General features: G+C 71.5%; 7 protein-coding genes and 1 pseudogene. 6 read left to right on the top strand and 2 right to left on the bottom strand.

Annotated elements, in window-relative coordinates; translation table 11 throughout:
- The 4 genes and pseudogenes from AC1RQF_RS25295 to AC1RQF_RS25280 all read left to right on the top strand — a co-directional run.
- Positions 1-246, top strand: a pseudogene (locus tag AC1RQF_RS25295) (LysR family transcriptional regulator); the annotation flags it as partial.
- A gap of 49 nt (positions 247-295) precedes the next feature.
- Positions 296-1,216, top strand: coding sequence for a DMT family transporter (locus AC1RQF_RS25290; protein ID WP_273996631.1), 921 nt, complete (start codon positions 296-298; stop codon positions 1,214-1,216).
- A 70-nt stretch (positions 1,217-1,286) separates the two neighbouring features.
- On the top strand, positions 1,287-2,069 hold the full coding sequence (locus AC1RQF_RS25285; protein ID WP_273996632.1) for a sensor histidine kinase: 783 nt from the start codon (positions 1,287-1,289) through the stop codon (positions 2,067-2,069).
- 78 nt (positions 2,070-2,147) lie between these two features.
- The gene (locus tag AC1RQF_RS25280; protein WP_273996633.1) at positions 2,148-3,488 is read left to right on the top strand and encodes a hemolysin family protein; all 1,341 of its coding nucleotides are present in this window, start codon (positions 2,148-2,150) and stop codon (positions 3,486-3,488) included.
- A 55-nt stretch (positions 3,489-3,543) separates the two neighbouring features.
- Here AC1RQF_RS25280 and AC1RQF_RS25275 read toward each other — a convergent pair whose 3' ends face one another.
- Positions 3,544-4,449 (bottom strand): NAD-dependent epimerase/dehydratase family protein, encoded by a 906-nt coding sequence (locus tag AC1RQF_RS25275; protein WP_492873215.1) that lies wholly within the window; start codon positions 4,447-4,449, stop codon positions 3,544-3,546.
- Between the two features lie 106 nt (positions 4,450-4,555).
- Here AC1RQF_RS25275 and AC1RQF_RS25270 point away from each other — a divergent pair, with 106 nt between their 5' ends.
- Together AC1RQF_RS25270 and AC1RQF_RS25265 are read left to right on the top strand one after the other, a co-directional pair.
- Positions 4,556-5,443 carry a LysR family transcriptional regulator gene (locus AC1RQF_RS25270; protein ID WP_273996635.1) on the top strand — a complete coding sequence of 296 codons (888 nt, stop codon included), beginning with the start codon at positions 4,556-4,558 and terminating at the stop codon, positions 5,441-5,443.
- Positions 5,444-5,503: 60 nt separating this feature from the next.
- The gene (locus AC1RQF_RS25265; protein WP_273996636.1) at positions 5,504-6,094 is read left to right on the top strand and encodes a thiamine phosphate synthase; all 591 of its coding nucleotides are present in this window, start codon (positions 5,504-5,506) and stop codon (positions 6,092-6,094) included.
- A 10-nt stretch (positions 6,095-6,104) separates the two neighbouring features.
- Here the strand turns inward: AC1RQF_RS25265 and AC1RQF_RS25260 are convergent, their stop codons facing one another.
- On the bottom strand, positions 6,105-7,748 hold the full coding sequence (locus tag AC1RQF_RS25260) for a DUF3459 domain-containing protein (RefSeq protein ID WP_273996637.1): 1,644 nt from the start codon (positions 7,746-7,748) through the stop codon (positions 6,105-6,107).
- Positions 7,749-8,057: the final 309 nt, after the last annotated feature.

Raw genomic sequence — 8,057 nt, 5'->3', positions numbered from 1 at the left:
GGGCTGCCGTGGCGCGAACGCTTCACGGGCGGCGGCGTCGCCGCGGTCGCCGCCGCCGCCGCAGCGGGCCTCGCCGTCTCCCCGCTCGCGCGCCGCGTCGCGCCGCGCACGCTGGTCGAGGTCGGCGCGCGCCTCGGCCTGCCGCCGCTGCCCGAATCGCAGGTCGTGCTGTACTCGCGGGTGCGCGACGCGCGCTCGATCGACACGCTGCGTCGTTTCGCCGACAGTCTCGCCGGGCCGGCGTAGACTAGCGGGTCGCGCCACTGCCGCCGCCCACCCGACTCCGATCCGCCGCATGACACCGTCCGCCCGCCAACACCTTCGCGCCAACCTGCTGATGCTCGCCGCCGCCGCGATCTGGGGGTCGGCATTCGTCGCCCAACGCCTGAGCCTCGACGTGATCGGGCCGTTCCTGTTCACCGGGCTGCGCTTCCTGCTCGGCGCGGCGGTGCTGACGCCGCTGCTGTGGATGAAGGCGTCCGCGCGCGCCCAACTCGCGGCGATCGCGCGCGACCGCACGCTGCTGCTGCCCGGCATCGCGCTCGGCGCGCTGCTCGCGGTCTCGATCTCGCTGCAGCAGATCGGCCTCCAGTACACGAAGATCGCCAATGCCGGCTTCATCAGTTCGCTGTACGTCGTGCTCGTGCCGCTCCTCGGCGTGCTGCTGCGCCACCGCACCGGCCTCGGCACCTGGTTCGGCGCGCTGCTCGCCGCGCTCGGCCTGTACTTCCTCAGCATCGACGAGCACTTCTCGATCCTGTACGGCGACTGGTTCCAGCTCGCGGGCGCGTTCGTGATCGCCGCGCACGTGATGGCGGTCGGCTATCTCGCGCGCCGCCACGATCCGCTCGTGCTGTCGTTCCTGCAGTTCGTGGTCTGCGGCCTGCTGTGCAGCGCGCTCGGCGCCGTGTTCGAGCCGTTCAGCCTGACCATGCTCCGGCACGCGCTGCCCACGCTGCTGTACGGCGGCCTGCTGTCGGTCGGCGTCGGCTATACGCTGCAGGTCGTCGCGCAGCGCAACGCCGCGCCCGCGCACGCCGCCGTGATCTTCAGCATGGAAGGCGTATTCGCCGCGTTCGCCGGCTGGGCCGCGCTGGGCGAAACCCTGTCGGCGCGCGCGCTGCTCGGCTGCGCGCTGATGCTGGCCGGCCTGCTCGCGTGCCAGTTGCTGCCCACCCGCGACGCCGCACCCGGCAACGACGCGCAACCGGCCTGAGACCGCCCTGCCCGACCCATCCCTATAATGGCGCTTGGTTCCATTCCCGCACCCTGATCCAGAACACGCCGTGACTCCGCTCTCCGCCGATCCGGCCGCCGCGCTGCTGCGCGCGCGCGCCGCGTACTTCGCCGCCGAAACGGCGCGCTTCGCGCGCGACCAGGTCCTGTCCACGGTCTCGCACGACCTGCGCGGGCCGCTCAACGCCATGCACAGCTGGGCCTACGTGCTCGAACGCCAGCTCGCCCACGCGGACGCCAACGTCCTGCGCGCGCTTGCCGGCATCCGCACCGGCATCGAACAGCAGACGAAGCTGATCGAGACGCAGGTCGACGCGCCGCGCGCCGCGACCCGCGCGCTCGCGCTCGATTGCGCCGCCGTCGCGCCCGCCGAACTCGCGCAGCAGGCGGCGGCGCTCGCGCGCCTCGCCCTTGCCGACGCGCGCGGCACGCCGCTCGAAATCGAACCGGCGCCCGACCTGGCCGCGATCATCTCCGCCGACGGCGAGCGGCTCGCCCAGGCGCTGTTCGCCATGCTGACCTACGCGGCCGAGGCCGGCGCGCCGCATCGCACGGTCACGCTCGCCGCCTCGTCGGACGCCGCCACGCTGCGCTTCGAGGTGCGCTTCACCGTGCACCGCGACGCGCTCGTCGATGCGGCCCTGCCTCACCTGCTCGAAGCGTTCGCGCGCGAGCAGGCCTTGCAGGTGCAGGACGCGAAGCGCGGCGCCTGGGCGCTCGGGCTGTGCCTGCGCGTCGCGCAGGCGCATGGCGGCGCCTTCGCGCAGGACCCGCTCGTCGACGGCGCGCCGTCCACGCTGGCGCTGACGCTGCCGCGCACGGCCGTCCGCTGAGCGCGCTGCGCAACGCAAATCATTACGTTTTCCTTTCCAGCCCTATACTGACGCTTCTTTCATTTCCGGAGTGATTTCTTGATACAGATCTTCGCGCTCATCGGCGCGTTGTTCCTGGTGGCCCTGAACGGTTTCTTCGTCGCGGCCGAATTCGGCCTCGTCAAGCTGCGCGCGACCCGCGTCAAGACGCTCGCGCGCCAGCACGGGCTGCGCGGCCGCATCCTGCGCATCGTCCATGCGCGCCTCGACGCCTATCTGTCCGCCTGTCAGCTCGGCATCACGCTCGCCTCGCTCGGCCTCGGCTGGATCGGGGAGCCCGCGTTCTCCCAGCTGCTGACGCCGCTCCTGGCGGCGCTCGGGGTCGAGTCCGAGCAGGTCGTGCACCTGGTCTCGCTCGTGTTCGCGTTCTCGCTGATCTCGTTCCTGCACATCGTCGTCGGCGAGCTGGCGCCGAAATCGATGGCGATCCGCGAGTCGGAGAAGGTCGGCCTGTGGGTGGCCCTGCCGCTGTACGCGTTCTACTGGGCGATGTATCCGGCGATCTGGGTGCTGAACACGAGCGCGAACGCGATCCTGCGCATGGTGGGGCTGTCCGCCGGGCACGGCGACGACGCCCACTACTCGACCGACGAGCTGAAGCTGATCCTGCGCAGCCGCCGCAACGCGGCGGGCGCGTCGAAGACGGCGAAGGCCGCGTACAGCACCGACGAATGGAATACGCTCGCGCATTCCCTCGATTTCTCGTCGATGACGGTGTCGGACCTGATGCGCCCCGCGCACGAGATGGTCGGCCTGCGCCGCGACGTCTCGCTCGCCGACAACATGGAGGTGGTCGCTCGGCACCGCTTCAGCCGCTATCCGCTGTTCGGCGATGCATCGCGCGAACACGTGGGCGGCCTGATCCACCTGAAGGACCTGCTGCTCGCGCGCCACGCGGGCGCGGCGCTCGACGACCTGTCCGACTACGTGCGCCCGGTCCAGTACGTGAAACCCGACACGCCCGCGCTCGACCTGTTCCGGCGCTTCCGCAAGGGCGCGCCGCATTTCGCGCTGGTCGGCAACAAGCATGAGAAGCCGATCGGCTTCCTGACGCTCGACAACCTGCTCGGCGCGCTGGTCGGCCAGATCCACGACGAATTCCGCCAGGGCGCATCGGACTGGAGCCGCCTCGACGACGGCACGCTGATGGGCAAGGGCAGCCTGCCCGTGGTGTCGCTCGAACAGGCGCTCGGCATCGACATCGACGAAGGGCGCGCCGAGTCGGTCGGCGGCCTCGTGATCCAGGCGTTGAGCGACCTGCCGAGCGAAGGCCAGCGTGTGTCGTTCGAACGCTTCGACGTGGTCGTGAAGAAAATGATCGGGCCGCGCATCGTGCTGGTGCGCGTCTATCCGAAGGCGGCGAAGGAAGCGGACGAATAAGCGCCGCCCGCGCCTCCTCGCGAAGGCGCGCGACCGCGAGGTCGCGCGCCTTTTTTCATGCGCCGTCGCGCAGCAGGTCGCCGCGGATCCAGTCGAGCACCGATGCGTGCCGCGGTTGCCAGCCCAGCACGCTGCGCGCGCGTTCGCCGCGCACCCGGCTGTTCGAGCCGAGGCCGTAGTTCGCCATCTCGTAGCCCCATTCCGCTTCCGCGTCGGCGAGCGGCCAGTCCTGCGCCGCGCCCAGCCCCATCGCGGCGGCGATCGCCGCCGTCATGTCGCGGTACGACGCCTCGCCGTTCTCGACGAAGTAGAACGCGCCCGCCGGCGTCTTCGCCAACGCGAGGCGGTACAGGTCGACCACGTCGTCGATATGCACGTTCGACCAGATGTTGAGCCCGCGCCCGACATGGCGCACGATCCCGCTCTTGCGCGCCTGGCGCACGAGGCGCGGCAGCTGCACGCTCTCGCGCGGCAGGCCGCGGCCGTGTCCGTAGATCAGCGTGTTGCACAGTACCGCGCTGCGCACGCCCTCCTCGGCGGCCGCCAGCACGCGGCGGTCGAGCGCGACCCGCGCGGCCTTGTCCGGCGTCGGCTCCGGCAGCGCATCCTCGTGATAGATCCGTTCGCTGCCTTCGCCGCCCGAGGCGTCGCCGACGATGCTCGACCCGCTCGTGTGCAGCAGCACCTTGCCCGAGCCGCGCAGCCCGTCGATCAGCGCCTCGATCGCGCCGCGATGATCGCTGCTCGCCGCATTGACGACCGCGTCCGCCGCGCCAGCCTGCGCGGCCAGCAGCGCGTGCGCGTCGAGCGTGCCCGTCACCGGCGTCACGCCGATCCGCGCGAGCGCGTCGGCCTGCGCCGGATCGCGCACGAGCCCGCTCACCCGATGGCCGTCGGCGACGAGCCCCGCCGCGATCGAACCGCCGATGAAGCCGCCCGCGCCTGTCACGAAAATGTTCATGCCGCCCTCCTTGTGTCGATGCCAGATGGAATGGCGTCAGTGTGGCCGCACGCGCGCGCCGGAAAAACCGTGCTAGGCTCAAGTCATTCTTGATTCCGGATCAACAATGAAGACCACGACCGAGGAACTGCAGATGTTCGTCGCGATCGTCGACAGCGGTTCGATCACCGCCGCCGCCGACCAGCTCGGGCAGACCGTCTCGGGCGTGAGCCGCGCGCTGCACCGCCTCGAACGCAAGCTCGGCGTCACGCTGTTACGCCGCACGACCCGCAGCTCGCAGCTGAGCGACGAGGGCGAACTGCTGCTCGCGCGCGCCCGCGACATCCTGCAGTCGATCGAGGAAGCGGAAACCGCGGTCGCGCTCGGCCGCGGGAAGCCGGCGGGCCGGCTGCGCGTCGACGCGGCCACGCCGTTCATGCTGCATGCGATCGTGCCGCACCTGCCCGCGTTCGTCGCGCGCTATCCGGACATCCAGCTCGAACTCAGCAACAACGAACGTTTCGTCGACCTGATCGAACAGCGGATCGACATCGCGATCCGGATCGGCGAGCTGCCCGATTCGTCGCTGCATGCGCGCGCGCTCGGCGCGAGCCCGCGCCGGCTGCTCGCGAGCCCCGCCTATCTCGCCGGGCACGGCGCGCCGCGCACGCCCGCCGATCTGAAGCGGCACAGGCTGCTCGGCTTCACCGAACCCGACACGCTGAACCGCTGGCCCATCCGGCAGCGCGGCAGCGACTGGCTGCGCATCGAGCCGACGCTGGCCGCGTCGAGCGGCGAAACGCTGCGGCACATGGCGCTCGCGGGCCTCGGCATCGCCTGTCTCGCCGACTTCATGTGCGCGGCCGACGTCGCGGCGGGCCGCCTCGTGCCGCTGCTGCCCCGCGCCATGAGCGAGCATCGGCAACCCGTATCCGCCGTGTATTATCGGCACGCTGCGCTGACCGGCCGCGTGCAGGGCTTTCTCGACTTCCTCGCGCAGCACGTGAAACTCTAGCGAGCCGCGCGCGGCTTACTTCATCCCGGCCATTTCCCCCGCCTTTCCCGCCTTTCCCGCATGCCCGACGCTCACCCGCTGCCCGCGCACTACCTGATCACGCCCGAGCCCGCCTCCGGCGCCGACGCCGATCTGGCCGACTTCCTCGCGCGCCTGTCGGCCGCGCTCGAGGGCGGCCATCGGCTCGTCCAGCTGCGCGTGAAATCGCTGCCCGCCGGGGCATACGCGACGCTCGCGGCCGATGCCGTCGCGCGCTGCCACGCCCACGCGGCGCGCATCGTGCTCAACGGCCCGCTCGATCCGGCGCGCGCGCTCGCAAGCGGCGCGGACGGCGTGCATCTGGGCAGCCTCGCGCTCGCCGCGCTGGAGGCGCGGCCGCTGCCGGCCGAGCGCCTGCTGTCGGTCGCCTGTCACTCGCGGGAACACGTCCTGCGGGCCATGCGCATCGGCGCGGATTGCGCGACGCTGTCGCCCGTGCTGCCGACGCTCACCCATCCGGGCGCGCCCACGCTGGGCTGGGAACGCTTCGCCGCCTGCGCGGCGGATGCGGGCCTGCCGATCTACGCGCTCGGCGGCATGACGCCCGCGCTGCTGCCCGTCGCGCGCGCGCACGGCGCGCACGGCATCGCGGGGATTCGCGGCTTCTGGTAGGCGCCGCGCGTCACCAGGACGCGCGCGGGCGCGCGATGTCGTCGGGTGAATGGCGCGCGTCGTGCGTCAGCGCATAGTGATTGACGTCGCCCGTGAGCCATGCCACGAGCGCATACGGCGGCAGCACGCCGATGTCGACCCGGTCCCGCACGCGCGCCGGCGTCTCGAACACGATCGTCCCGTCGGGCGCGTCGTCGAAACGCAAGTCCTCCGGCGACAGATTCAGCGCCAGGCTCAGCACCTCGCCGTCACCCAGCCGCCACGCCGCGACCAGCGCATCGGTCTCCGCGCCGTCATCGGCGCGCAGCAGGTCGGCGCGTTGCGGCCGCGCATCGGCCAGCCTCGGCGCGATCAGCTTCGCGCGCACGGCCAGCGCCGACTGGACCACATGGCGGCGCTCGATGTCGCCGGCCGCCTCTTCGAAGACCAGCGGGATCTGCGGCGTCAGCAGCGACAGCGCAAGCGCCGCCAGCTCGGCCTCGCGCGCGGGCCGCACCGTCTGCGCCAGGCCGTCCGACAGGACGAGCGCGCTCATCGCCATCCCCTCCGCCGCGCCCGCGTCGCTGCGCTGGAACACCGCGCCGTCCGCCGTCAGCGCGCGCGCAAGCGCATGGATTGACTGGCGGTTCGACACGCCCTCGTGGCAGGCGCCGTCGTGGCGGCCGGTCAGGCGATGCAGCGCGCGCTCGCCGCAACCGTTCCATTGCGCGTCGAAGTGCGTGTCCGCGAGATGCGCGGGGTGACGCTCGCTGCCGAGCACGAGATGCACGAGGCGATCGCCCGTGATCGCGCCATGCACCCGGTCGGCGATCTCGCGCAGCCAGATGCTGCCGATCCGGTCCGCCTCGCGCAGCCGCAGCCCGTCGCAGCGGTATTCCTCTAGCCAATACAGCGCGTTGTCGCAGAAGAAATCGCACACCTGCGGATGGTCGAGTGCGAGCGACGGCGCCTGCAGCGGATCGTCGCCGCTGCGGAAGAACGGCGCGGCATAGTGGCGCAATGCGTCGTCGCCGCCGCCGCCGAAACGCGCGAAGTCGAGATCGAGCAGCACCGCGAGGCCCTGCCCGTGGGCCGCGTCGATCAGCGACTTCAGTGCGTCGGGGCCGCCCTGCGCGGCGCTCGGCGCAAACGGCAGGCTGTCGTGCGCCGTGTGCGGCGTCGCCAGCAGTTCGAGCGCGGTCACGCCCATCCGCGCGAGTTGCGGCAGACGGCGCCGCACACCGTCATAGCCGCCCGCGAGGCCCGGATCGATCGCGTACAGCGCGATCTCTTCCCACGGCCGGCCACGCCAGAACGTGTGCCGCCAGGTGAAGGCGCGCGGATCGACGACCTCGCTTTCGCCCGCGATGCCGTCGGGCTGCGCGCGCGAGGCCGGATCGGGAATCAGCAGCGCGCCGTCGAGCCGGTAACGGTAGCGGGTGCCCGCGCCGCATTCGGCGAACACCTCGAACCAGCCGTCGCCGGCATGCGTCATCGGCACGGTTCGCGCAGTCGCGCCCGGCGGCGTGCATTCGAGCGCGACCTCGGCATGGGCGGGCGCCCACAGGCGGAAATGGGTACGGGGTGTCGCACAGGCGGCGCCGCACGGCTGGGCGCCGAACGGCAGGCAGTGAGCATAGTGACGCGCGTACGGATCATGCGGACAATCGGACATGATTGCGCTCCTCGTGCGTGCAGAGGCATCGGACGCGCCGCCGGAGCGGGCGCGCATGCGTGCAGCGCTTGGCCGGACAGAACAGACTGATCAGTATGCGCTGAATCGCTCAGCAGCGCGTTCGATTTAAATCAGAACCGACCCCGGACGGCCATCTCACGCAACCGTGGGCGACGCGCGATGCGGATTCGCGCATCGCGCCGTTTGCGCTGGCCGTTTGCGCTGGCCGTTTGCGCTGGCCGTTTGCGCTGGCCGTTTGCGCTGGCCGTTTGCGCTGGCCGTTTGCGCTGGCCGTTTGCGCTGGCCGTC

It is taken from the genome of Burkholderia sp. GW821-FHT14F03 (genome assembly GCF_058803765.1).
This window is presented reverse-complemented; position numbering and strand designations above follow the sequence as displayed.